The sequence below is a fragment of the Nocardia sp. NPDC049707 genome, assembly GCF_040674855.1.
Lineage (GTDB): Bacteria > Actinomycetota > Actinomycetes > Mycobacteriales > Mycobacteriaceae > Nocardia.
The window spans coordinates 32,363-56,595 of sequence record NZ_JBFANN010000048.1 but is presented as its reverse complement, the minus strand read 5'-3'; the positions used below and the strand labels follow the sequence as shown (position 1 = coordinate 56,595).

General features: G+C 64.7%; 26 protein-coding genes and 2 pseudogenes. 9 read left to right on the top strand and 19 right to left on the bottom strand.

Annotated elements, in window-relative coordinates; translation table 11 throughout:
- Positions 1-328: 328 nt before the first annotated feature.
- A pseudogene (locus tag AB0J29_RS31050) lies at positions 329-811 on the top strand (Tn3 family transposase); the annotation flags it as partial.
- Positions 812-1,214: 403 nt separating this feature from the next.
- Here the strand turns inward: AB0J29_RS31050 and AB0J29_RS31045 are convergent.
- Together AB0J29_RS31045 and AB0J29_RS31040 are read right to left on the bottom strand one after the other, a co-directional pair.
- Positions 1,215-2,180, bottom strand: coding sequence for an SDR family NAD(P)-dependent oxidoreductase (locus AB0J29_RS31045; protein ID WP_364793928.1), 966 nt, complete (start codon positions 2,178-2,180; stop codon positions 1,215-1,217).
- Between the two features lie 29 nt (positions 2,181-2,209).
- Positions 2,210-3,502, bottom strand: a complete 1,293-nt coding sequence (locus AB0J29_RS31040; protein ID WP_364793926.1) for a M24 family metallopeptidase — start codon at positions 3,500-3,502, stop codon at positions 2,210-2,212.
- Between the two features lie 177 nt (positions 3,503-3,679).
- Here AB0J29_RS31040 and AB0J29_RS31035 point away from each other — a divergent pair, with 177 nt between their 5' ends.
- Positions 3,680-4,525: a helix-turn-helix transcriptional regulator gene (locus AB0J29_RS31035; protein ID WP_364793924.1), complete on the top strand. Its 846-nt coding sequence runs from the start codon at positions 3,680-3,682 to the stop codon at positions 4,523-4,525.
- 43 nt (positions 4,526-4,568) lie between these two features.
- Here the strand turns inward: AB0J29_RS31035 and AB0J29_RS31030 are convergent.
- Positions 4,569-4,781 (bottom strand): annotated as a pseudogene (locus AB0J29_RS31030) (IS256 family transposase); the annotation flags it as partial.
- Between AB0J29_RS31030 and arsB the strand changes: the two are divergent.
- From arsB to AB0J29_RS31000, 6 genes are all read left to right on the top strand, one after another.
- On the top strand, positions 4,768-5,763 hold the full coding sequence (gene arsB / locus AB0J29_RS31025; protein ID WP_364793922.1) for an ACR3 family arsenite efflux transporter: 996 nt from the start codon (positions 4,768-4,770) through the stop codon (positions 5,761-5,763). The pseudogene AB0J29_RS31030 and the gene arsB overlap by 14 nt on opposite strands.
- Positions 5,764-5,779: 16 nt before the next feature.
- A complete protein-coding gene (locus AB0J29_RS31020; protein ID WP_364793920.1) occupies positions 5,780-6,193 on the top strand; it encodes an arsenate reductase ArsC in 414 nt (137 codons plus the stop codon).
- A 247-nt stretch (positions 6,194-6,440) separates the two neighbouring features.
- Entirely contained in the window at positions 6,441-7,184 is a 744-nt protein-coding gene (locus AB0J29_RS31015) for a DUF4440 domain-containing protein (protein WP_364793918.1), read from the top strand.
- A gap of 7 nt (positions 7,185-7,191) precedes the next feature.
- Positions 7,192-8,052 (top strand): methyltransferase domain-containing protein, encoded by an 861-nt coding sequence (locus tag AB0J29_RS31010; protein WP_364793916.1) that lies wholly within the window; start codon positions 7,192-7,194, stop codon positions 8,050-8,052.
- Between the two features lie 128 nt (positions 8,053-8,180).
- Positions 8,181-8,945, top strand: a complete 765-nt coding sequence (locus AB0J29_RS31005) for a hypothetical protein (RefSeq protein WP_364793914.1) — start codon at positions 8,181-8,183, stop codon at positions 8,943-8,945.
- A gap of 45 nt (positions 8,946-8,990) precedes the next feature.
- The gene (locus AB0J29_RS31000) at positions 8,991-9,305 is read left to right on the top strand and encodes a GFA family protein (RefSeq protein ID WP_364793934.1); all 315 of its coding nucleotides are present in this window, start codon (positions 8,991-8,993) and stop codon (positions 9,303-9,305) included.
- A gap of 50 nt (positions 9,306-9,355) precedes the next feature.
- On the opposite strand, the gene AB0J29_RS30995 is transcribed toward AB0J29_RS31000, so the two are convergent.
- Positions 9,356-10,204 carry a TauD/TfdA family dioxygenase gene (locus AB0J29_RS30995; RefSeq protein ID WP_364793912.1) on the bottom strand — a complete coding sequence of 283 codons (849 nt, stop codon included), beginning with the start codon at positions 10,202-10,204 and terminating at the stop codon, positions 9,356-9,358.
- A 135-nt stretch (positions 10,205-10,339) separates the two neighbouring features.
- Here AB0J29_RS30995 and AB0J29_RS30990 point away from each other — a divergent pair, with 135 nt between their 5' ends.
- On the top strand, positions 10,340-11,476 hold the full coding sequence (locus AB0J29_RS30990) for a hypothetical protein (RefSeq protein WP_364793910.1): 1,137 nt from the start codon (positions 10,340-10,342) through the stop codon (positions 11,474-11,476).
- On the opposite strand, the gene AB0J29_RS30985 is transcribed toward AB0J29_RS30990, so the two are convergent.
- From AB0J29_RS30985 to AB0J29_RS30915, 15 genes are all read right to left on the bottom strand, one after another.
- Complete coding sequence (locus AB0J29_RS30985; RefSeq protein WP_364793908.1) at positions 11,372-12,196, bottom strand: arginine deiminase family protein; 825 nt, start codon at positions 12,194-12,196, stop codon at positions 11,372-11,374. The genes AB0J29_RS30990 and AB0J29_RS30985 overlap by 105 nt on opposite strands.
- Before the next feature lie 167 nt (positions 12,197-12,363).
- A complete protein-coding gene (locus tag AB0J29_RS30980; protein ID WP_364793906.1) occupies positions 12,364-13,653 on the bottom strand; it encodes a cation:proton antiporter in 1,290 nt (429 codons plus the stop codon).
- A gap of 147 nt (positions 13,654-13,800) precedes the next feature.
- Positions 13,801-14,607 carry an SAM-dependent methyltransferase gene (locus AB0J29_RS30975; protein WP_364793904.1) on the bottom strand — a complete coding sequence of 269 codons (807 nt, stop codon included), beginning with the start codon at positions 14,605-14,607 and terminating at the stop codon, positions 13,801-13,803.
- A 199-nt stretch (positions 14,608-14,806) separates the two neighbouring features.
- Positions 14,807-14,950, bottom strand: a complete 144-nt coding sequence (locus tag AB0J29_RS30970) for a hypothetical protein (RefSeq protein WP_364793902.1) — start codon at positions 14,948-14,950, stop codon at positions 14,807-14,809.
- Between the two features lie 84 nt (positions 14,951-15,034).
- Positions 15,035-15,415 carry a hypothetical protein gene (locus AB0J29_RS30965; RefSeq protein WP_364793900.1) on the bottom strand — a complete coding sequence of 127 codons (381 nt, stop codon included), beginning with the start codon at positions 15,413-15,415 and terminating at the stop codon, positions 15,035-15,037.
- A gap of 91 nt (positions 15,416-15,506) precedes the next feature.
- The gene (locus tag AB0J29_RS30960) at positions 15,507-17,318 is read right to left on the bottom strand and encodes a hypothetical protein (protein ID WP_364793898.1); all 1,812 of its coding nucleotides are present in this window, start codon (positions 17,316-17,318) and stop codon (positions 15,507-15,509) included.
- A 153-nt stretch (positions 17,319-17,471) separates the two neighbouring features.
- Complete coding sequence (locus tag AB0J29_RS30955) at positions 17,472-17,633, bottom strand: hypothetical protein (RefSeq protein ID WP_364793896.1); 162 nt, start codon at positions 17,631-17,633, stop codon at positions 17,472-17,474.
- Positions 17,634-17,703: 70 nt separating this feature from the next.
- Positions 17,704-18,237: a hypothetical protein gene (locus AB0J29_RS30950; RefSeq protein ID WP_364793894.1), complete on the bottom strand. Its 534-nt coding sequence runs from the start codon at positions 18,235-18,237 to the stop codon at positions 17,704-17,706.
- Between the two features lie 8 nt (positions 18,238-18,245).
- A complete protein-coding gene (locus AB0J29_RS30945) occupies positions 18,246-19,550 on the bottom strand; it encodes a cytochrome P450 (protein ID WP_364793892.1) in 1,305 nt (434 codons plus the stop codon).
- Between the two features lie 17 nt (positions 19,551-19,567).
- On the bottom strand, positions 19,568-20,776 hold the full coding sequence (locus AB0J29_RS30940) for a cytochrome P450 (RefSeq protein ID WP_364793890.1): 1,209 nt from the start codon (positions 20,774-20,776) through the stop codon (positions 19,568-19,570).
- A 55-nt stretch (positions 20,777-20,831) separates the two neighbouring features.
- The gene (locus AB0J29_RS30935; RefSeq protein WP_364793888.1) at positions 20,832-21,032 is read right to left on the bottom strand and encodes a hypothetical protein; all 201 of its coding nucleotides are present in this window, start codon (positions 21,030-21,032) and stop codon (positions 20,832-20,834) included.
- A 307-nt stretch (positions 21,033-21,339) separates the two neighbouring features.
- The gene (locus AB0J29_RS30930; RefSeq protein WP_364793886.1) at positions 21,340-21,702 is read right to left on the bottom strand and encodes a phosphotransferase; all 363 of its coding nucleotides are present in this window, start codon (positions 21,700-21,702) and stop codon (positions 21,340-21,342) included.
- Between the two features lie 231 nt (positions 21,703-21,933).
- Entirely contained in the window at positions 21,934-23,304 is a 1,371-nt protein-coding gene (locus tag AB0J29_RS30925; protein ID WP_364793884.1) for a helix-turn-helix transcriptional regulator, read from the bottom strand.
- A 134-nt stretch (positions 23,305-23,438) separates the two neighbouring features.
- Entirely contained in the window at positions 23,439-23,678 is a 240-nt protein-coding gene (locus AB0J29_RS30920) for a hypothetical protein (RefSeq protein ID WP_364793882.1), read from the bottom strand.
- Positions 23,678-23,926 carry a hypothetical protein gene (locus tag AB0J29_RS30915; protein WP_364793880.1) on the bottom strand — a complete coding sequence of 83 codons (249 nt, stop codon included), beginning with the start codon at positions 23,924-23,926 and terminating at the stop codon, positions 23,678-23,680. Before AB0J29_RS30915 ends, AB0J29_RS30920 begins: the two co-directional genes overlap by 1 nt.
- Positions 23,927-24,233 lie beyond the last annotated feature (307 nt).

Sequence of the window (24,233 nt, the reverse complement as noted above, 5' to 3'; positions counted from 1 at the left end):
AAGTTGGATGTGTCGAGGGCACGTAACCCCCACCTCGGGTTCAGTCTCGGTGCACATGCGTGCGTGGGAACTGGGCTGGTGCGTCCGGTTGCGGCGGCGGCGTTGTCGCGAATCGCGACGACGTGGCCAGGTTTGCAGGGCGTCGCTGAGTCTGGTGATATACGGTGGCGCAATGGGTTTCGGCATCGAGGCCCGCTCGAGCTGTTGGTGAGGGTGTGACTTTTGTGTCGATGTCGCGCGAGCCTATCTGTCACTCTCGTCCGAGACTTGGTGATCAAGTAGTTCTCTGACGATGTGGGCGAGATCGGAAGTTGTCGAGCGTGACGTTGAGGCACCGACCGGGTTCGTGCCGACGAAGTGGCGCGATACTTGGACGAGGCCCGCAAGTCCGGCAATGCTGTTGCCTACCGGCACTTTTGGGAGCTGTGTGTCCTGGTCCGCTTGCGGGACGGGCTTCGCACCGGTGCCGGGCTCGCGCCGCTACGCAGATCCGGCCGCCTATCTGCTGACCCGAGAGCAGTGGGAGCCGCAGCGTGCCGAATTCTGCCGTCTGGTCGGCAAATCCAATGATCCGGCTCGCGCGCTGGCCACGCTCGTCGAAGAGTGGCAGGAAGCGATGGGTGAGCTCGAGAAGGTGCTGGCCGAGGGCGACGGCCCGGTCCGCCTCGATGAGGAGGGCAGCCTGGTGATCTCGCCGCTGTCGGCCGAAGATATTCCGTCCGAAGCGTCGGCGCTCAAGGCTGAGCTGACCGAGATGCTGCCGTTCGCGCCGATCGTGTCATTGCTGATCGAGCTGGACAAACGCACCGGTCTCAACATAGAATTCGCTCACTACTCATTCTCCTTTCTTCCCAGCGAGATAGCGTTGCCAGAACGCTTCATCGGCGGCGTATGCCTCGTCTTCCAGCTCCCGGGTCACTCCTGTTCCTACTCTGCCTTGTGCGTACTGGTCGATGTGGACGCGCTCGTGCACCAAGTCGCGGAGCAGTGTCTGTTCATCGGCAAAGGCGCTGGGGGCCAGGGCAATATGTCCCGGCGCGGTGCTGGCGCTGGCCTCCATATAGTCTGCATGGGTTTCGTGATATGGGCCGGATCTTACTGCGGGACCATTTCGCCTCTGGTTGTGAATGTCGACTGTCAATGATGCTGTCCCACAACATTTTCCGCGTACTCGCGAGCAATTCTGGTGAGAAACTCCGATTGGAAGCCGTTCGCTAGCGTAGTTGGGCAGGTTCCTCGTTGAGGCGGAGACCGACCAGCCGCTTCGAGTCGTTCCACAGCGTGACCGCGCGCTGCTCGTCGTAGGAGGCCTTTGATGAACGCATCTGCGAGAGCTTTCCCTGATTGGCTTGGAAGTATTGCCCGGACTTCGTGGCGTACTGCTCGTTGACGGCGAGGTCGGCCAGTGCAGCGCCGGAAAATGCGACTGTCGAGGTGGTGACGCCGATGCGCTTGAACGCCGACTTCATCAGCGATCTTGTCGCCAGCCACTGCACCGCTTTGGGCATGTCGCGTAGGAAGCCTGTCTCGGGCACCGCGCCGGGGTCGTAGGCGATGGATGCGATCGAGCTGCCCGCACGGTCGAGCCGGCGCGCGAGTTCGTAGGCGTACATGATGGTGCAGAGTTTCGACGTGGAGTAGCGCTTGCCCGCCGACAGCGGCTTGGCCCCGTTTTTCCCGTCGTTGGCGAGCTTGGTGGCGTTCGGCTCAACGGCTTTGCCGATCATCTTGCCGTCCATGGTGTCGGGGTCGTGGGTGCCACTGGCGGTGAACACGACTCGACCATCTACGGGCATCATCGAGAGGAGGAGCTCGGTGAGGAGGAAGTGGCCGAGGCAGTTCGTTGCGAAGGTCAGGTCGTATCCCTCCGGGCTGTATTTCTCCTGCCCGTCGAAGCGGCCTCCGGCGTTGCAGAGCACCGCTCGCAACGGTCCGATCTCGCCGCGTTCGATCAGCGCAGCGCACCTGACCGCTGCGCTGCGCACCGAGGCGAGCGAGGACGTGTCGAGTTCGACGGTGACCACGGAGATATCGGGAATCGCTTGCAGTTCATCGGCAACCGACTGCATTTTTGCCGGGCTGCGACCGGCGAGGATGATGTCGACCCCTCGCGCGGCGAGCTGTCGGGAGCATTCAAGGCCGATGCCGGAATGACCACCAGTGATGAATACGGTTGTCATACTGTCTCCTTCGGTGAACAGGGGCTTCGCTATTTGCTTGTGCCTTCGGCGCGCAGAATTTGGGCGGTGTAGGGGTTGAGTTCCAGAGGGGCGGGGTCACCGACGATGACGGTGCCGCCCAGATAAGCCAAGTGCCGGCCGAAGACGTAATTCGGTTCCATGGCGAAGGTCATTCCCGGCTCGAGCATCATGTCGGCGCCGATGGTGGGGTGGTCCGGCTCAGGTGGGTAAACATCCGCGCCGGGAATATGTTTCGTGGCGTCTGCGGGGAACCCGCTGAGCACGAAGGCCGGGTTGAGCGAGTGCAGTGAAGGGCCGAACTCCCAACCGTGAGCCGCCTCTGGAACCGTGCGCATGGCGTCGACGACGCTGCCGAATGTCCGGCCCGGACGCAGCGCCTGCAGACCCGCGTCATAGGTTGCGCGCGCAACCTCGGCTGCTCGCAGCAGATCCGGATGCGGATCGCCGATCGTGATGGTGACCTGGTGCTGGGTGTGGCGCCCACCCACGTTGGCGAAAACCTCCGCGGATACGACGTCGCCGTCCCGCAGGATGCGGGGCGCCTGCGGGCGGTAGCTCCACGGTGGCAGCGCCCGGGCCAGTGGATCGGGCCCCGAGTAGAGGTGCATGGCGGCCGGAGTTGTGCAGCGTACATATCCGGCAGCCATTCCCGCCGCGTACACCTCGCATTCCGAGACCCCGGCAGCGGCGGTGGCCACCATGGCCGTCACCATGGCATCGCCGATGCTCGCCGCGCGGCGTACGACCGCGATCTCTTCAGCGCTCAGCGGCAACATCAAACGCGACATCGTCTGGGTGACGGGTGTGAACGTCGCGTCTGGGAATCTGGTGAGAATGTAGTTCCACTGCTGGTAGGGGAGGATGCCCTCCGGATGCCACGGCGCAGCGGGTTCCAGACCGAGGACGCCGATCGTCGCCGCCGACAGCCCCAGTTCGATCAGCGTGTCGGCGATCGCCGCGGAGTCACGCGCTGCTCGGATGTTCTCGGGTGCAATCCAGAGGGGGTCGCCTCGGCGCTCGCATTCCAGATAGTCCCGCCAGAACATCTCCATCGGCAACAGCGATAGCGGGTCGCCGTCACGTGGAAAAACGATCGTGGTGCCGGCCCTGGCGTTAGTGAACCAGGTGTCGTACGCGAACGGCGCGGGACCGGCGTCCTCGTGTTCGCCGTGGACCAGCAGCGCATCAAGCCCTTCGCGCTGCATGAATTCGCGGGCCAGGTTCCATCGGCGGTCACGCTCGGCGCTCGAATAGCTCGGCACTGCTGCGTTGTCTTCGTTTGCGTTGCCTTCGGTGTCCATGTCGCTCTCCCCAATACTTCTGACGTGAAAGCCGCTGACCTGCTCGGCCTGGCCCGCGGTCGCGTCGACTCACTGCTGACACCACCATGGCCCGGCGCCGAGATGCCATCCAGAGACCCTGGAGGCTAGGAGTTGCAGTACCAGGACAGCGGGCACCCAGCCGAGGAGACTGGAGGCATGGACCGCGCCGAACTCGCCTGCGTCCTCAAGGCCGCACGGGCGCGCATCGCGCCCGAAGAGGTGGGCCTTGTGGCGGGCCCCAGGAGGCGGGTCGCCGGCCTACGCCGCGAGGAGGTCGCACAACTGTCCGGGTTGAGTGTGGACTACGTGGTCCGCCTCGAACAGGGTCGCGCACCACGACCGTCGATTCAGGTGCTCACCGCGCTGACCCGGGTGCTGCGTCTTGACCGCGACGGACGCGATCAAGTCTTCCGCCTGGCCGGCAGCGCACCGCCGCTGGCCGGGCGGGTCGAGATGTCGGTACGGCCCAGCGTGCTGCGGCTGCTGCAACGCATGACCGACCTGCCCGCGCTGGTCTTGTCGGCCAAAGGTGACGTACTGGTGCAAAACCCGATGGCCTGCGCGCTCATCGGCGACCTCACCAGCTGGCCCGAGGGACGCCGCAACCTATTCTGGCAGCGGTTCCTCGGCGCCGGTGAAACTCGCGTGGCACTCACCGCGGAAGAAATCGAGCCAGCCGAGCAGCAGGCAGTCGGGTCGCTACGCACCGCGCTCTCGCGCTACCCCGACGACCCCGAGCTGCGCGAGCTGATCGATGATCTGATCGCCGGTAGCCCGCGGTTCCAGGGCCTGTGGCGGACAGGAAACGTCACGACGTGGCGGTCGACGCACAAGACGATCGACCATCCCGACTTCGGGGTCCTGGTTTTGGACTGCGACACCCTGCTGCTGCCTGATACCGACCAATCGATGATCGTCTACTCCGCCGCAGCTGGCACCCGTGAAGCCTCGGCACTCGACATGATGCGCGTCACCGGCACCGAGCGAATGACCGCACGCTGACCTGCTACCCGGCATGAGGTCGTCGCACTGTGTTTGGGGTATCTCAGGCGACTTCCGATCCGGTCGCCCGGGTTTCGGTGCTGGGCGGCTCTGGGCGGTGGGGCGTTTGCCTTCCTGGAAGACAGCTCCGGCGCGCATGAGCGCGACCAGGTGTGGGGCGTTGACGGCCCGCCAGCGGGCCTGTGCGGCGTCGATCAGCTTGTAGGCGACGGCGCAGACCAGCCGCCCGCGACCCCGGCCCCTTGGTCACCTTCGTCCCGCAACCTGTCGCTGCAGGTGACCGCCGCCTCGTCCCCGGCCTCGGTGACGGACTGTCCGCCGTCCAGGTCGACGGAATCTCGCTGCCCATCGCGATCGGCCTGCTGATCATGATGTACCCGGTGCTGGCCAAGGTTCGCTACGACCGCCTCGACTCGGTGACCGGGGACCGCCGCTTGCTGGTCGGCTCCCTGGTGCTGAACTGGCTGATCGGTCCCGCGCTGATGTTCGCCCTGGCCTGGCTGCTGCTACCGGACCTGCCCGAATACCGGACCGGGCTGATCATCGTCGGCTTGGCCAGATGTATTGCGATGGTGATCATCTGGAACGACCTGGCCTGCGGCGACCGAGAAGCCGCCGCCGTGCTGGTCGCGCTGAACTCGATCTTCCAGGTCGTCATATTCGCCGTACTGGGCTGGTTCTACCTGTCGGTCCTTCCCGGCTGGCTCGGGCTGGCGCAGACCACGATCCACACCTCCCCGTGGCAGATCGCGAAATCAGTGCTGATCTTCCTCGGCATCCCCCTGGTCGCCGGTTTCCTCACCCGCCGATTCGGGGAGAAGGCCTGGGGCCGTGACTGGTACGAGTCGACGCTGCTGCCACGCATCGGGCCCTGGGCGCTGTACGGACTGCTGTTCACCATCGTGATCCTGTTCGCCCTGCAAGGCCACCAAATCACTTCTCGCCCATGGGATGTCGTGCGCATCGCGGTCCCGCTGCTGGCCTATTTCGCGATCATGTGGGGCGGCGGCTACCTCTACGGCCGCGTCATCGGTCTGAGCTACGAACGCACCACCACCCTCGCGTTCACCGCCGCGGGCAACAACTTCGAACTCGCCATCGCTGTGGCGATCGCCACCTACGGCGCCACCTCCGGCCAGGCCCTTGCCGGAGTCGTCGGCCCGCTCATCGAAGTCCCCGTCCTCGTCGGCCTGGTCTACGTCTCCCTCGCCCTGCGTCGCCGTTTCTCTGCATCCTGAAAGGTCCACTCATACAATGTCTTCCACGCCGAGCGTGCTGTTCGTGTGCGTCCACAACGCCGGACGCTCCCAGATGGCCGCCGCATTCCTGACCCACCTCGCCACCGACCGTGTCGAAGTCCGCTCCGCCGGCTCCGAGCCCGCCGACCAGGTCAACCCCGCCGCCGTACAGGCCATGGCCGAGGTCGGCATCGACATCTCCACCGAAATCCCCAAGATCCTCACCGCCGACGCGGTCGAATCCTCCGACGTGGTGATCACCATGGGCTGCGGGGACACCTGCCCGTACTTCCCCGGAAAGCGTTACCTGGACTGGAAACTCGACGACCCCGCCGGACAAGGCGTCGACGCCGTGCGCCCCATCCGCGACGAGATCGAACACCGCATCCGCGCTCTGCTCAAGGATATGGGCATACCGTCTGTGGCATGAGCCAGGACACCCGTGTCGAGAGGATACGACCCGCACACCGCGCCGGCCGAGCCCGTCGACACGGTAGCTCAGCCGGGTCATCGACTCGATGGTTCTGGGTTGAGTAAGGCGCAACTGCAACAGCGCCAACTGTTGCGCAGCCGCCGACGATGCGGAATGATCTGACCTGCAAGGATTCGAGCCTAAACGGGCTGAGCTACAACAGATTTAACCAGCTATAGAACTTTGGCGCCCGAACTTGTTGCGTGTGGCCGAATTCGCCGAAGTTCGCATCATCCACTGCGTCGCGCCGCAGCAGGTGCTCCACGATCGCATCACCTGCCGTGCCGAGCGTGACCCTCACCGGCGCGCGCACAACGACGCCGACCTCATCGCCGAGATCGCCGCCGGAACCCGCACTGCAGACTCCTTCGTGCCGGTGAAGATGGACGTCGCGGAAATGACCGTCGACACCGCCAACGGATACCAACCAGGCCTGGACGCCATCGCGCGATTCATCACGAACAGCCCTCACGACACCCAGACCCCGGTCGACTTGGACAGACCACATAACCGACCAAGTGACGAACTCTCAATAGAGGCGAAGCCGATGAACGAACCGCAGATTCCGCCAACCGCACGCAACGCCGACGAACAAATACGGGAAGCTATCGCTGCCGAGATGCAACTACTTGACCCGGCCGTTCGACGATCACGCGAACTTGCCGAAGCGCTGCTGGATCCAGAGTTCGTGGAGGTTGGCGCATCTGGTCGACGATGGAATCGGCACCAAATGCTCGCGGAGTTACCAACGATGTCGGGTTCGGCGGGCAATCAGCGGATCGAGGTCTCCGACGTTCGCGGAGTACTACTGGCACCAGGCCTGGTGCACCTGACCTATCAGACCAACCGCGATGGGCGGCAAGTACTTCGATCTTCGTTGTGGCGCAAGGATTTTGCCGCCACCAGCTGGAGGATGTACTACCACCAGGGAACTTCAATAAAGGAATGATGACGATATGACCGAGACCTCGTCGTCTGCGTCGACACCGCCGAGCTGGCCGGTGCAGCCCGGCTACCGCGAGGATCTGTTTCGCGGGGCCGCGGAGTATTACAGCCGCTATCGCCCGGCCTACCCTGATCCGCTATTCGAGGACCTCCTCGGCAGGGCGGATGAGGGCGGGCTTCTCGTCGACCTTGCCTGCGGCACAGGCGAAGTCGCGATTCCGCTGCACGACCGGTTCGCCGACGTCCAGGCTGTTGACCTCGAACCCGACATGGTCGAGGTCGGTCGCAGCAAAGCCGTCGAAGCCGGCGCGAACAATATCGCGTGGAGCATCGGCAGAGCCGAGGATTTGGTGGTCACCGCCCCGGCACAGTTGGTCACGATCGGCAATGCCTTCCATCGACTCGACCGAGGATTGATCGCCGAACGCGCCGGTCAATGGCTGGCTCCGGGCTGTTGTCTGGCGATCCTGGGCAGCAGCACGCCGTGGAGTGGAACCGAGTCGTGGCAGGCGATTGCCGTCGATGTCGTGGGCCGATGGTCCGGCGAACCGGGACGTCCTGCGAGTGCGTCGCCAGCGACGGCTGACAGCAGCACCCCGACACGGCGCACCCATGAAGACATCCTGCGAGAGGCAGGGTTCCTCGACGTCACCGAGTACCGGTTCCCGACACCAAACGCCTGGACGTTGGACGAGTTCATCGGGTTCTTGTGGTCGACCTCGTACACAGCGCCGATTCGTCAGAACCCCGCTCTCGCTGAAGAATTCGAGAAGGATCTTCGAACGCAACTTCTCGAGTGCGAGCCGTCCGGACAGTTGCGGGAGTCGATCGCGCACTACTACATCCTCGGCCGCAAACCCAACGCCCGATGAGTGCTCGGCCGCGGGATCAGGACGCGTCTTCGACTGACGAGCGGGAGCGGCCTGTAGAAATCTGTCGTGAACGAGTCCGTCGAGCCGGGGAGATCAGGGCCGCGATCGGAGCCGAGTGGATACGACACATGGGTGATCGACCGCGCGAAATCGACGTCATCCGGGGAGAAACGAGCACCACCTGGGTCTTCGTAGTCAGGACTGTGATCCCCATGCCTGTCCGGCTCAGTGTCCTGTTCGGGGAGTGGCTGTATGAACTGCGTGCTGCGCTCGACGGAATCGTGTACTACCTCGCAGTGCGAGACAGCGGCCAGAGCCCCCCACCCGCCGAACGCAGCATCTACTTTCCGACATTCGTCGACGCCGCAAAGTACGACGATCCGAACCACAGAGGGAAGCTGAAAGCGCTGTCCGACGAGACGTTTGCCCTGCTTCGACATGTCCAACCCTTCAACGCTGAACCAGACCATCGGTCGAACATGCTGTGGTGGATCGAAGAACTCGCCCGGATCGATCGCCACCGGCAGGGACACGCCCTCGCCCCCCACATCGAGAAGGTCCGGATCGGTCTCATGGAGCCGCTACGGCCCGTCGGCGATGTCATGGCAGAGCCGCACAAGCCAATCCGGATCGACGAGTCGGCGCCGACGCCGCTCATGAAGTTCGAGGCCCCGCAAGGCTGGGACACGCAGCAGGTCCGAGAGCACCTGGAAGTCACCGACGCCATCACAAGTCGCCTCGACGTCAGCGAATGGGTCCTGAACTCGTCACCGCCCATGAGGTCACTTGAGCTGGGCGAGAGGATGTCTCGATGTGAGAGGTTCGTCCTGGACGGGATCATAGACCCGCTAGCGACGGGCGACATCGTGCTGTCACCAACGCCTGAACAGTGAGATGGGTATGTGCGCTGGCGCTGAACAGAAGCACTTGCCAGGGAACTGTGTTCGTGTCCGCACTGCCAGAAACTGGCAGGAGGACCCGTCACAGCCTGGGTTGATTTCCCCCTCGCCACGGTCGCCTGGATCGGCGATGGCGGCGAGCCGAGCTGGTATCACACCTATCCGACTACCAAGCGCGGGTTCTGTCCGAACTGCGGCTCGCTCGTCGCCGCGTTCGACGAGGGCGGTGATGCGATGGGCATCACGATGATGGCCCTCGACGACCACAGTGCACTGACCCCGGTGCACCAATCCTGCAAGGACAACGCCGTGTCGTGGCTGCCGGTCATTGAAACCATCGACGCCGGCGCCTGACTTTCCCCGGTCGCCGCGCCGAGCGCACCGTTCGGCGCGGCGATCAGGTGTCACATGACCGTGGTGCGATACAGCAGCCGCTGATGGCGAGTGTGATCACACGGTGAGGCGGTGTGCATTGTGGCCCGATTGTCCCAGATGACCAGATCGCCGACCGCCCACCGGTGCGAGTACACATATCGCTCGGCGGTCACGTGGGCATGCAGCTGATCGAGCAGCCCGGCGGACTCGGCCGGGCTGAGACCGACGATATTGCGAATGATCGTGTCTCCCAGCAGCAGTGACCGCCGGCCGGTCTGCGGGTGCAACCGAACCAGCGGATGCACGACGTCGGGCGTCTTCGCTCTCTGAGCCTCGGTTAGTGGCACCTTGGCCGGGTTGTCGGCGGCCTGCTGCTCGAACAGGTGCACCAGCGAGTGCACCGCCTCGCGCCCGTCGACCTGAGCGGCCAGCTCCTCCGGAAGATCGTCGTAGGCCGTGGTCGTATCGGCGAACCGGGTTTGCCCGCCGACCTCGGGCGCGATCACCGAGTACAGCAGCGACACCGAACTCATCGCCGGTTGAAACGACAGATCCGTGTGCCACTCCTGTTCGTTATCGCCGTCATACAAGCCGATCGGCACGCCGTTGCGATGAATATTGCTGATCGTCACGATCTGCGCAAAACCTGGCACCGTGTACTGATCCTGCACATGTATTTCCGGCTCACCGAACACTCTGCTCACCCGGATATGATCCTCGTGAGACAGGGTTTGGTCCCGCACGACCAGGACCCTGTATTTCATCAGATCGTCGACGAGGGAAACCGAATCCGACTCATTCAGCGGCCGGGACAGATCAATCCCTGAAACACGCGCTCCGAAAGTCGATGACAAAGGGTCGATATGATAGCGACTCACCTTCGAATTCTAGCAAGAACAACCCGAATTCAAATACAATCGGTGAGATGTGATCGAACCTCGCGAGACCGCCTACTACCCGGGCAGATCAGGGTTCGCCGCGTGAGGTCGGCCGGATGGGATACCATTCCGGGCATGAGTCAGCCGATTCCGCTGAAAGAATCTGCCATGAACCAGGCACGGGTTGAATCGCTGGCCGGTGACCTATCGCGCGTCGCGCCCAGCTTCGACGCCGAGGGGTTCGTCACCATCGTCATGGCGCAACTTGCGCGGCTGGAACTCAAAGCCCGAATCGCTTGTGTTGCGGACACTTTAGCGGATCACTTGCCCGCTGATGTCAGTACCGCGACAGCGATCTTGGTTACCGCGCTGCCTCCACACGACGATGCAACCTTTACCGGCAGCGACTTCGGTCTCTACACCTACGCCCCGTATTCCGATTTCATCGCCCGCTACGGATGCACTCGAGAAAATCTCGATTCCTCACTCAACGCGTTGAAAGAAATGACCAAGCATTTCACCGCAGAAGACGCGTTGCGCTATTTCCTCAACGCGTACCCCGACGAGACGATGGAAGCAGTCGTGGAATGGAGTCGCGATCCCGATTATCACGTCCGTCGTTTGGCCAGCGAAGGAACACGCCCGAAGCTGCCGTGGTCGCCCCGCATCACCCTTCCCGTTGAAGCGACTATTCCGATATTGGACGAACTATTCTCCGATGATTCTCGATTCGTCACTCAATCGGTTGCCAATCACCTCAACGACATCACCGCCACCGATCCCGAACTTGTGTTGACCACCCTGGGCCGATGGCGTGATTCGAACAGGCAACGCCCGAGAGAAATAGAATTCATCGTCAGGCAATCGCTTCGCACACTGGTCAAAAAGGGGCATCCCGGTGCGTTCGAATTTCTCGGACTGTCGATCACCCCGGCGGTAGATGTGGCCGAACTACGCCTGGACGCGCCCGCGGTGGCCATCGGAAACAGCCTCGGCGTCGACTGCACCCTGCGGGCGACCGGCACCACCACCGAGCGTGTCGTCATCGACTACGTCCTGACCTACCCACGGGCCCGCTCTGGCCACGGGGAGGCGATATTCAAAGGGACCACTCTCGACCTGGACCCCGGTGAATCGCGCACCGTGTCCCGGACACAACCGATGCGTTCAACGGCCAGCCGCAAACTCGCCCCCGGCACCGGCCGAGTGCAGATCCAGATCAACGGCCGTCGAATCGCCGAGGCCGCGTTCGAACTGCTGCCCGCCAGGTGAGGGCATGACGGTGCTCGCGCGGGCCAACGGCAGCGTAGAGCAGCGGAACGCGCCCGGAATCCGGGTGACCTCGGAATAGTCCACCGGAATCACCTCGATTCCCCGGGTATCGAGCTCCGCGGCGATCCGCTCGCTGCGCTCGGCGACGACCACCACCCCCGGCCCAAGCGCGAGCGCGTTCACCTCCACCGCCGCGGCCTCAGCACCGGTCACCGGGATAACGTCGAAATGCTCGGCGAACCACCGCATCTGAGCATCGTCGAACACGCCCGGGTGCACGAGCGCCACCTCCGGCGCGACGATGTTGAAATGGTCGTCAAGGTGCACGATGCCACCGCAGGCGAACCCGATCGGCTGAACCACTCGCTCGCTGCCGAGCTGGTCGAGCTGGTAGCGCAACGCATCGACCCCGGCCGGCGAGGTCTCCTCGCTCAGGCCGACCAGCACGAGCCCGTCGTGCAACATGACGTCACCGCCCTCGATCGTGCCTGCATCGAGATAGGCGACCCGCTCGATGCGCTCCACCAGCCGCCGCACTCCCGCGAACTCACCTTGCCGCCGCCGCGAGTGCAACCGGGACACCACGAACACATCGTCGATAACGAACCCGATGTCGCGGGTGTAATGCTGGCCGTAGGAGCCCGGCGCCTGGTCGGCAAGCACCACATCCACACCGCGGCCGCGCAGGAGATCGATGAAGCGGTGCTGCTGCGCGCGCACACGGTCAGGCGAATATGGCCCCCACCGGCTGGTCTCGCGCTGGCGCGCCAGCACCGGATCCAGCGACCCGGAAAGATCCAGCGTGACCGGTCCAGCATGACGCATCACCACCGACCGCAGCTCCCCGAACTCGCTGTCCACCCCGACCCGTCGCACCCGAACTCCCGTCACTGCCGCGCTCCCGAATCTGCTGCTCGGCGAAAGCTACGCCGCCCACGTCCTGGCGGAGATCCGCCGACGGCGGCCCCATCCTCATGTGGTGCCGTCTGGTCGGCGCCGCGAGCAGCGGTCACGCCGACCAGACGCAGCATCGGCGATGTCATAGCCGTCGTCACCAGTGCCATCACCACCAGCAGCGAATACAGCGGTCCGGCGATGAGCCCCACGCTGAGCCCGACATTGAGGATCACCAGCTCGGTCAACCCGCGAGTGTTCAGCAGCGCCGCGACTGCGGCCGCCGTCCGAGAGCCCAAGCCGACCATGCGCCCGGCGGCGTAGACACTGCCGACCTTGCCCATCACCGCTGCTGCCACGATGATCGCTAACTCACCCACCGCGGTTGCGTCGAGCGCGCCCAGGTCGACCGCCAGGCCCGCGACGACGAAAAACGCAGGCATCAGGACTGCGCTCAGCACCTGGGCGCCGGACTCGACCGCAGCGCGGCGCTCGCGCGGGAAGACCAGCCCGAACGCGAAAGCCCCGAACACCAGGTGCAGCCCGACCCATTCGGTGATCGCTCCCATCAGCAACGCCCCTCCGACCCCGGCCACGATCATCGTCTGATCGGTGCCGCCCGAGGCCAGACGCATCAGCGCGGGCCGCGCCACCCACCACGTCAGCACCATCACCGGAATCAGGCCCGCCCACCGCCAGTACCCGCCGCTCTGCGGGTTCGCGAAAGCGAGCACCACCGCCAGCGCCGCCCACGCCATCAGATCGACCACCGCGGCACACGCGAGGCTGATCTGCCCGACCGGTGTGCGAATCAGCCGATGATCGTGAAGGATTCGCGCCAACACGGGGAAAGCCGTGACTGCAAGAGCGCAGCCGAGGAACAGCGCGAAGTGCCGCCCATCCCCGACCCGGTGACGCGCAAGCACCACCACCGCCATGCCACAACCCAACAGGAACGGCGCGGCGTAGGCAGCCGTCGAAACAACGGGGATCGTGCGGCGCCGGCCCGAAAATACCGAACCGTCGAGCTCCAAACCAGCCAGGAACATGAACACCGCGACGCCGACGGAGGCCAGCAGGCTCAGATACGAGCGGACCTCATGCGGAAACAGTGCGCCCGAGGCTGTGGGACCGAGCACTGTCGGGCCCGCCAGGATCCCCGCCGCGATCTCCCCGACCACCGCAGGCTGTCCGACCTTCTCCGCCAGCCACCCCATGGCCCTGGCCGCCACCAGAATGACGACCAAGCCGACGAGTACGACCACGAGCTGACTACTCGGCATGCACGACCCCCTTCGCTGTGACGCGACAGGCTATGCCGCCCGCGCCACCCATCTCGATACTCTGCCTGGAAAACGCCTGTGGCGCACGGTTACTCGGACTTGGAGGCCCGCCCTGCTGGATAGGCAGACATATGCTGCTCGATCCGGTCAGTGGAGCTTCCCCACGGCGGCGTAGCAGCACACCTGTTCCTCCTGCGGCGGCTCCCAGCGTTTGCGCCGCGCACGGCGACGGTCGAGTTCGTCAGCCGGTCGCCATCGGTGCGGCGCAACCAGCCCCGGCTCGACGAGGTCGCAGCGCGCCAGCAACGAAGCAACTTCCCCTCGCGAGCGGGGCCGAAAATTGATGCCATAGCTGGCGTAGACCTCGGCAGCACTTTTGACCACACCGGGTTCTATGTCGTCGGCGACGTGGCTCAGCGCCACGAAAGAGCCGCGCGGCAACGCGGCGGTCACAGCGTCGACGACGTCGACCGGCTCGGCGATAAACTCCGCCACGAACGACAGACATACCGCCACAGGCGCACCGAGATCCAGCACGGTAGTGATCTCGTTGACGATGGTGTCGGTGTCAGTCAGATCGGCATGGGCGAAGAATGTCTGAGCATCGTCAGCGAGCAGAGCCCGACCGTGAGACGCGACCACCGGATCATGGTCGACGTAGAGGGTGCGCGCGGCGGGCAGGTGTTCCCGCGCCATCTCGTGGACGTTCGGTGCGCACGGGTAGCCCGAACCCAACTCCACGAACTGCGCAACCTGCTCTTCCGCAGCCAGGTACTTCACCGCGCGCAACAGCCACAGCCGCGTCGCGCGAGTCGCCATCTGGAAGCGCTTTGCCTCGGCGGCCAGCCGCTCGCTGGCAGCGAAATCGGGGGAATAGGCATCTTTGCCGCCCAGCAGGGCGCTGTGAATGCGGCCGCTGTGCGCTCGCTCCGGACTGTGTGTATAGCCGTTCATTCGGTTTCCCCTTCCTCGCTCTGGACCGTGCGTCGTTGCGACATAGTCAGTGGCTTTGCAATGTTGATCCGGACCGGCTGGCGCGCTGATGCCGTGCAAGCGGGAATCCGTTGGTGTGGAAAGTGTTTGAGTCATGTCCTGGTGAATGTGGCTCTGGGCGTGCGGCACTGGGAGCCACATCGCTGGGTGGGTGTGAGCTTCAGCTGGCCTGGCGGACCGGGACGGCAGGTGGCGTGTCGGCGTTCGAGCTGGTCAGCGTCCGATATGGGTCGAGGTAGTCGCGGGCGAACAGCGGCGCCCTGGGCAGGGCGGGGATTTCGAAAGCGGCCACGAGTTCGGCCATGGGGTCCGTTGGTCCCGGCCAGCACCGTATGCAAGGCGTCGACGAGATCGGCGTTGAGTGGACCGTCCAGCGTGCCGTCGGTTGTCATGACTGTCCCGGTTCGCCGGATATGTCACCGACGGGTCGATCGCGCCCATCGTGCGATAGCGCAGGATCCTGCACGGTTGCTTCGTGGTGGTTCGAGCTTTGGAGGTCGGCGTCGAGCGCAGCGAAAATCGTCGCCAGGTGATCGACCACCAGCGCCTCGGCCGTGGATTTGTCGCGGGTCAGGATGTTGATCGCTGCGTTGATCGCGCTCATGTAGCGCGCCTTATCGTCTCGATTGGTGACCTCGACCACCGCGGCGAGTTTCAGGTTGTAGTCGGCGCCGTACTCGTGGAGCAGTTGCGTGATGAATTCATTGGTTCGAGGCAGTGGATTCGGCTCTGCGGCATCCAAACAGTGCGGCGTTGTTACAGCGTCCATGTGGGCGCGTCCTTTCCGAATGTCTCGATGCGGCTGCGAGCGCGGTTGCTCGCAGCCGCATCCGTGAGCCGCCAGCCGAGGTTGGTGGCGGTCATGGTGTGGTGGCGGTGATGAAGGTGTCGGGGTTCCAGCCGGTCAACTGCTGATAGGTCGCGGTGTAGTCGTCGCCGCTCAGCGGTGAACCGGGAAATTCGGGGATGTCGAAGGCGGCCACCATCTCTGCCAGATGGGTGAGCAAGATGCGTTGATGGGCAACGAGATCGGAGGCGATTGATTCGCGGTGCTCGAGCCAGCCTGGGACTGGGTGGTCGTTGTACCAGCCGGTTTCTTGATGGATGCGGGCCAGCGCGTATGTTTCGCCGACTGTGTTGAGCAGGTAGATGGCGAGGGGTTCGGTGGTGGTCGATGCGGCGATGATCGCGGCGGTGGCCAGCATCCGGTCGGTGACCGCACCGGTCAGTGCGATGGCCGCCGAGTCCGGGCCCAGTACCGGCCCGGCGGCGGTGATGTCGCCGCCGCGCAGACCTTCGGTGATGACGTGTTCCCGCTGTATGAGGAGTTCGATCGCCCATGGCAGTTCGGTCGGCGTGCCCGGCAGCTGTGGTGTGCTGCTGGCCAGTAGCATCTTTCCGGCTTTGATCTGGGCGACTTGGGTCACGCCCTCGGCGATCAGCGATCCGACAATATTGCCGTGCCACGCGCTCAGACGGCTGAGCACGGTTGATCCGTGTGAGGCGGTGTTGAGCCGACACATCAACAACACCTGCTCGGCGATGACCGGCAACGACGCTTTGGCGAGCAGCGCCATCAGGCCCATGGTGGGGTCGGTGTTGGTCGTGGCTGCGCGCATCTCGCGCAGATAGCGGCCGAAGATGCTCGCGCAGTACACCGAAACCAGCGCGGTGACGAGGTCGGTCTGTAGCGCGTCACGGTCGAGCATTCCGGTGCCTGCCCCTGATCGGCGTTGGCGGGCGAAGTTGTGTAGACCGTGTAGGGCGGCGCGGGGGGTGGCGAAGGTTGTCGCCAGGTCGAGGCGGCCGTCTGCCAGCCTGGGGATGGTGTGATGGAACCGTTCCCGGTGGTCGGGGATGTCGCATTCGAATCGGCCGTCATCGGTGATTCGAGCCCAGTCTCCGGCCAGCAGCGCGTCGTGGGGTACCCAGCAATCCCGGAACCGGATGATCGCGTGCGGCATCGGCGCGAAGTCCTTGTCCGGAAGGTCGACAACATCGACACCCTCGGCCAACCCGTCGGTGGTGCGCAGCCGCAGCAGGAACGCGAACACGCCCTCGTCGCGGCCGTGCACGTACAGCCGTGCAATAGCCAACACAACATTCGGCACGTCGGCCAAGGCCACGTTCGGCAGGTTGTAGGCTGCGCGGATGTCGGGAGTCCGTAGCCAGAATCCCTTCGTTACCGGATCCCAGACCGCCAGCGTGCGATGGTCGGCTCCATTGGTTCCCCCGACCTCGGTCAGCATCATCACCCCCACCGCGGCGCCGGTGTCGAGGTCGGCCAAGCACTGCTGCTGATACGGCGTGCCGGTCCCCAGCGAAACGATCCCGCCAACCGCCAAGTCGATGTGCCCGGTCTCCACCGGCAACAGCCGCGGCGCGCTCATCGCGGACTCGTCAACGACAACACCGCGAAACCTGGCGTCGCCAGCGAGGGCACCCGCGGACACGCCGAGCCCCGCAAGCACCGAACGCAGCAGGACCGGCCCGCGGGCGGCGTGCTCGGCATACGTCAGGCCCGACATCGGGAGGTCATTCAATCCGGTCACGACGTCACGGACCCGCGTCCGCAGCGCGGTATCCGGGCCGAGCAACGCGGTCCGCAAGGCGTCGACGACAGGTTCGCCGCCGACGTGCTCGCATGCGGTGGTGGTGAGATCGATGGTCATGTGGATACTCGCCTTCTCGCCAGGCGACCCGCCGACGGCTGTAGCCGTAGCATGTGCCGCCGAATCATGTTGGGTTGCAATATCTTTCGTGTGCGTTCGGATACAGGGAATGTCATCGGTAGCCCGAAGCGTTCTGCTGCCTGGTCTGTGTGATCAGGGCCAGAGACCGACCGCGCGCAGAGCGGTGACCGAGTCGCAATGGACTACACGGTGGCAGGTGATGGCACCGAGGACGGCGAAAGCCTGTTCCGGATGCCAGGATTGGCCGAGCCACCGTTCGTTGTGGTGCGCCACCGTGGCACCAGCGCGGGACATGGTCGCCATCGTGGTGCCGTGGTGGGGCCACCACTGGTCGTCGAACCGCGCGATCGGCGTGTCGATGACCTCATACAGCGTCAGTATTAATGCGACCGCCTGCTCCGGATGCCACGCCCGGCGCGCGGTGGCCAGCTGCTGGGCGAAGAACTCCCGATAGACGTGTGGGTCGGTATCCAGAGCCTGCAGCTGCGGCTGGGTCAGGGTTGTGCTGCCGCGCGGGTCCGCGAACCAGACCTACCGCGGACAACGCGTCGTCTACGTCGCTGATCCAGTACCTGTCGATCGCGTTCAGGACCGCGAAAGCCTGTGCCGGATGCCAGGATTCGCAGAGTTCGGCGAGCGCGGCGAAGTGCACGCCCCACCGCTCGCCGTGGTGGGGATCTTCCTGGGCCCGAGCCCGGACCTCCTCGGCCATCCGGCGGCCGGGTTCGAGCAGCCACGACTCATTGGCGTACGCGACAGAACCTTCGAAGATGTCGCAGAGAGTCAATGCCTGCATCTCGGTCAGCACAATGGTGGCCAGCTGGCAGGAGAAGAAACCGTCAGCGTGAGCGTCGATTGCGGGATGCGGGACCGGAGTGTGCTGGTCGATGCTGGTCATGATCGTTCCTAGACGTGGATGGGCAGCGGCCGGGACTTGGGGAAGGTGACGGGAAGCCCGGTCAGCGCGCGGTGGAATGGGCCTGGCCGCCAGGCCAGCTCGGTGGGATCGACCGCGAGATGCAGCTCGGGCAGGCGGTCCAGGAGTTCATCGATGGTGCCTTCTGCGATCAGGCGGGCCATGACGCGGGCGGGGTTCGGGCAGGCGTGCGGGCCGGACCCGTAGGCCATGTGTGACCGGTTGTCGAGGTAGTGGCCGGTGTTGATCTCGGGGCTGTCGTTGATCGCGGCCATGCTGGTGACGACGGGCTGATTCGCGGGCAGCCACACGCTGCCGACACGCTGCCGGGCAGGCAGCCACACATTCTCGATACGCCGGGGTTGTCGCGGATAGGTGATGCAGTAGTTGGCCATCGGCGGGTTGGTGAACAGGGTTTCGTCGATGGCCGCACTGGTCGAGGCAGGCAAGCCACTCGCTGTGCTGGCGGTGAACCGGTCGCGTTGGCTCAGCAACAGCAGCAAGGTGTTGGCGATGAGGTTTTGGGGGACCTCGATCGCGGCCGACACGATGGTCAGCAGTTGTTGCACCATCTCGTCGTCGTCCAGACGAGCGGGATGGTTGACCAGTCGAGACGCGACGTCGTCGCCGGGGGCGGCGCGTTTGTTGCGGGTCAGTTCCCGCAACGCGTCATCGAACATCTGGTTGACGGTGTCGGTGTCGCGGCCGTCGAACAGCGCCGCTGAGGCGGCGCCCAGACGTGCGGCCAGCTCGGGTGTGCATCCGAGGATGGTGGTGACCACTGTGAATGCCACCGGCCCGCAGTACTGACTCAGCAGATCGGCGACCCCGTCGCGGCAGAAGGTGTTGACCGCTGCGCCCGCGGTTTGTTCCACCAGTTGTTGCAGGGGGTATTGGTTGATCCCGGCGAGTGCGGCGGTTGTCGCCTCACGGTAGCGGTCGTGTTCTTTGCCGTTGCTGCGCAACGAGTTCGGCCGCCATTGGATCATGGTGTAGACGTCCCACTGGCGGCGTTGGGTTTCGGGTACCGTCTGCTGCCAGGCGCGCGGGTCGGCGGTGAAATGCTCGGAGTCGTTGAGGATGCCGATCGCGGTGCGATAGTCGATAACCAGCGTTGCGTCCAAACCGGCGGCGAGCTCGACCGGCACCAGCGCACCGTAGCGCTCGCGCATCTGCTGGTATCGGCGCAGCGGGTCGACAGCGAAATCGGGTGTGTAGATCGGGATTCGGGGCCCGAGGTCCTCGATCGAGACACCGCCGGTCGTGCCGGTTTGTGTGGGTGTGTGCTGCTGCACGGCAGAAAAATCTCCTACTAGGTCAGCGGAAGCGGCGGCGACGGCGGGAAGGTGACCGGAAAAGCTTTGAGCGCACGGCGGAACGGGTTGGGCCGCCACTGCAGTTGGTCGGCGGGGATGGCGAGTGCGATCTCCGGTAGCGCGTCGATTAGCTGGCTGACGCCTTCTCCCGCGATGAGCAGTGCCTCGGATTGGGCTGGACATTCGTGCGGGCCGGCGCCCCACCCCAAATGCGACCGGTTGCCGGTGCGGTCACCTTGCACGGATTGGTTGGCTGCGGCCAGGCTGATCAGCACGGGCCGGTGCGGCTGCAGCGTCATGCTGGGCAGGGGCTGGATCCCCCGCGGGAACCGGGGGTTGGCGATGGCCAGCGGTGGGTTGTTGAACAGGGCTTCATCGATCAACTCCCGGGTCGACAGCGGTTGCGCCGCGAGATCAGCGGTGATCGTCTCGGCCAGGGTGATGCAGATCAGGTTCCACGTCAGTTCGGTCCCGAGCGAATACAGCATGGCCAGCGTGTGCGCCACCTCGACGGTGGACAGATCCGATGGGTGCGCCAGCAGCGAGGTGGCCACATCGGCGCCGCGGTGAGTCCTTTTGATCTCCACCGCTTCCTGCATCGCCTCGATCAGAAGCTGATGCGCCGCAGCCGGATCGAGCGAGTCATACAGTGCCGCGGTCGCGGTGAACGCCTGCTGGGCTGGTGCGGGCGCCAACCCGAGCACACTGTCGAGAACGGTCACGGTGAGCGGAATCGCGTACTCGTGCAACAGGTCCGCCGCACCGGCCGTACAGAACTGGTTGATCAATGCTTTCGCCGTGGTTTCGGCCATGCGGGACAACGCGTACTGATCGATGTCTTTGAGGCTGTCGGTCACCGCGCGCCGATACCGGGTGTGCTCTGTGCTGTCGGAGCGCAAGGCATCGGGCCGCCAGCTCAGAACCGGCAACGCGGGACAGTCGGACGCGACACTGTCCTGCCAGCGGCGGGGATCAACCCGGTAATGATCATCATCGGGCAGGATCAATCGGGCGATCTCATGGTCGAGGACCAGGTCCGCTTCCACACCCGGCGCGATCTCGACCGGCACCAGGGACCCTTGGTGCTCGCGCATCGCGCAGTAGGTGGCGTGCGGGTAGGCACTGAACCAGGTCTCCCATATCGGCACCGGTACTGGCTCGTCTCCCGGCGGGTGCGGCGGTAGGGCTGACTTCCCGGTGCTCACGGATGTTCGCCTTTCATCATGACTTGGTTGCGTGCGCTCGTGCCCCCTTGGGCGGCTAAGCGTCCGGGTCGTCTTGCGCCTGCTGGCCCGCGGTGTATGCGGCGGCAGCGATGTACTGGCGACACCGCGGGCCGTGCCCGGAGTGGACCCTCATGACGAACCGGGCTTCGGTGATCGATCCGAACTGTGGATCGACCTCGGCGGCGCAGTCGCGGTGCTTGACCAGAAGCAGCTCTGTATCCCTAACGGTGTTCATGCACACGCCTCCCCAGGTAGCCGGACAGCATCCCAACACCGCCTCGCACCGGCCGACACGTTCGCGGCTGCTAGTCCTCAGCGAGCGCATCTGGTGTCGGATGCCTCATTCAGGCTCGCGTGCACGCAGGCACCGCCCAACATCCTTTGGACATAGATCCAAAGGATGTTGCGTTCCGAAATTTCCGATATCTCCCCTGGTCATCAGCCAGAAAGCAGCCGCGCGCTCACACCGAAAGGTGGGCTGGGAACCTCACATCCGATTCGCTCTTGCGGGCCGGGCGGCGCACCGAGATGATGCGGGTTAGTTAGGACACCGGCTGCCAGATGACGGATCGGTCGCCGCTGTGCAGGGACCGGACCCTGCGGTGTAGTTCGTTCGCGGCGGCCGGCTTGTCCGGCGCCAGGCGGATGTAGCTGCCGATCGAATGCAGTTCGACGATGTCGCGCAGTGACGTCCAGCCCGACCAGGTGAATATGTCGTAGCCGTAGGCGGTGCTGAATTGTTCTCGGTAGCGGTCGGATTCGTGGAAATGGTCGGGCACTGCCCCGGCTAGGTCGAGTCTCTGGGGCCGAATGCTGGTGTTGTCCCAGTCGATCAGCACCCACCCGTTCTCGGTACCGACCATGTTCGCGGCGTCTGCGTCGGCGTGGATCAGCCCGATTCCCAACGGCCACTCGGTACCCCGGTACGCGCGACCACTTCGGAAGCTCGGCTGCGCAGCCACGCGCGATCAGCGCCGGACAATGCCGGTTCGGTGCGGTGATCGTCGATATCGAGCGCTTCGCCCAGCCGGAGGGCGGCGGATCACCAGCCCGCGTGCAAGCTGGCGGATCAATCGGCCGAGATCAGCGGGTCCGGTGGGGTCGCGAGTCGGGCGGCCCGGGAGGCCCGCTGTCGATCACGTCGGCAACGCCACGGTGTCGGCGATGTGGGCTCGCATATCGGTGACGGCTGAGTCCCGATCATATTGTGCGGCAATCCGATTCAAGTCACGCAGCCGGGTGTAGCAACGCCGCGAGGTCAGTGCGTTGATCTGCTGGATCGCTGAGCCGCAGTAGTAGGCGGCGCTGTCGTGGTCACCGGCTTGCAGGTAGGCGCCCGCCAATGTCGGCAACGCGACGGCCTTGCTGCGGGCATGTTCGACGGCGTGGCCGTCCACGCCAGCGGTGAGCAGCTCGATCGCTTGCGCAGCGTGGTCACGGTCATGAGTCGACAGCAAGTAGTGCGAATGTCCATGCTGTGCAGAGATTTCGGCGGCGGTGAGGAACGACGACCACGCAGGCAGATTGTTCCGGTCCGCTTGTGCATAGAGGTCTTCAGAGCGTTCGATCGATCGGTGCACCGCTTCGGCGTCTCCGCGCGCAGCCCAGCACCACGCTGTCACCGACGCGATGTATCCCTCGGTGACGGAACTGACCGGGTAGCGGCGGCTGCTCGCGGTCGCCGCGGCGGTCTGCGCGCAGCGAAGCGCCTCGTCGAGATACCTTTGCTGGCAACGTCGTTGGTCGGGCTCCGGTGCCGTCCACAGCGGACGCCACAGATGCAATGACTGATGAGCCGTATCGAGCAAAATGTTCGCCGCCAGATCAGCGCTGTGCGGATGGTCGGCACCCTGACCAGCCGCCCACACGGCATAGGTCCACAGGCGGCGGGCGCCATCGTGGTCCTCGAGATCGTAGGCCAGCCAACCGGTCACCCACGCCAGCTCCGCCGTGGCCACCCACAACCGCGGCCGCAGCGCCTCACTACAGGCGACGTGTTGGTAGGTGCGGACCTCACGCAGCTGGGTCAGGGCAGCATCCCTGTACAAGGCACTACCGTGGGCGAGATCCTGACAGCGGTAGTACTCGCTGAGCGCCTCGATCGCCTCGACATCCTTGACACCGATCCGCGTGCGGTGAAAATCCTTCAACCGCTCCGGGAGCTGACCGCTCAGCCGATCGAGTTCGGGATGCAAATTGGAGCCGAGCGCGGCCGCCATCAACACAGACAGGAAGTCACGCCGCTCCACCCAATCCACTTCCTCCGCTGCCAGGCTATTACTCGCCTCGCCCGGGAAACCCAGGAACTGCGCGGGGATCTCGAACGCCACCGATATCCGGATGGCGACATCAAGCCCAGCCACCTTCCGCGTTCTGCGCTCGATCTTCGAGACCCGTTCCTGGTTCAGACCCACCAGCTGCCCCAGGTCATACTGTGACAACCCGGTGCGTTCCCGGATGGCGGTGAAAACCATCCCGAAATCATGGTGCGCCAATGCTTCTCGCATCGACAGCGTGTCGAAGAACCCAGGCGGGAGTAGCTGCCGGAACCCCCGCGCCGACGCGCAGATCGCACACAGGCCACCCACATGACCAGACGACAGCGATCCGCCGCACGACCGACACCACCCCCGCGCCATCCCTATCCCTCCCCACCGCTGTCAGCATCGCTATTGGCGTCGTACTCGTCCTCGAGCCTCGAAAGAATGCCGGCCGCACTCACACCGAAGTCGGCATAGCCGGTGCCATCCCGCGTCGTGTTGCGGTGGCCATCCAGCCCGTCACCCGACGGGCTCTTGCAGACAACCCACCCGGCCCACACGATCGTCGAGGCGAACACCACCACGACCACAATCACGAGGCCCAGTTGCCGCCACGGCATTACAAACACTCCACGACGGCATCGAATCCGATGCGACGAGAGGTCATCGCGCCGTCCACGGTGACCACCGCATTGATCCAGCGCGCCGCTCCTCGGCGGTGCCAGCGCGCCGGACACACATCGTTCCGCAGGCCCCAGATGACGGTCGAGTCGAGCGGCCCAGCGACGGCGGTGAATTCCGCGCCGAAGGTGTGCAATTCTCGGTGCAGGACTAGACACTGTGGTGCGCAGTCGTGGTGGCGACTCATCGCGCAATTCGCCTCGCAAACAGTGAGGTGACCAGGGTCGGTGAGGCACTCACCCAGGTTTGTCGTGTCATCGAGCTCGGGTGAGGTCGAGACGTTCACGACATCGCCTGCACGGGTTGGGCGGTGTCGTCGATGATGCGCGCTCCGACCCACTGACACGGTTGAGCGTTCCATGTGTGGTGTGCGCCGATCCGGTTGTCGGACACCGGGACCGAGCCGCAAAGCACAGCCGGGCACGCCACGCTGATCAAACGGTTCTCGCCGTCGAATCGCGCGCGCCCGCAATCGGCATACAGCCGAACACGAC